The sequence below is a fragment of the Klebsiella sp. 141198 genome (genome assembly GCF_050600785.1).
In the GTDB taxonomy this organism is placed as follows: domain Bacteria; phylum Pseudomonadota; class Gammaproteobacteria; order Enterobacterales; family Enterobacteriaceae; genus Klebsiella; species Klebsiella aerogenes.
The window spans coordinates 1-317 of the sequence record NZ_JAQIRM010000029.1; the positions used below are offsets into that span (position 1 = coordinate 1).

A 317-nucleotide genomic window follows, 5' to 3' on the forward strand; every position below is an offset into this window, starting at 1 on the left:
TTCCAGAAGTACATCGGCCGGACGATCGCGCCGTAGTTTTTACGGTTGTCGGTATTGTCCTTGCCGTTGTCGTAGTCGTGGAAGGCCAGCAGATATTCGATCTGCGCCTGCTGGGTGAATTTATGGCTGCCCTCGAAGCTGGCGTAGACCGTGGTCAGGTCGTCAGTTTTGTTGTAGACACTGTTATCCGAGTTATCGGAGTAGCGCAGAATAACTTTGTTTACCCCGCTGTCGTTGGTATGGCTCAGCACCAGCCCGCCCTGCCAGGCATCGAGGCGCGCGTCGCTGTCCACCGCTTTTGAGTCAAAGCCGTAGTT

1 protein-coding gene is annotated in these 317 nt (G+C 55.2%); it reads right to left on the reverse strand.

Going from position 1 to position 317, the window contains the following annotated elements; all coding sequences use genetic code 11:
- Positions 1–317: carbohydrate porin (locus PGR10_RS25430; protein ID WP_430924286.1), on the reverse strand; the 317-nt coding region annotated here is incomplete at both ends.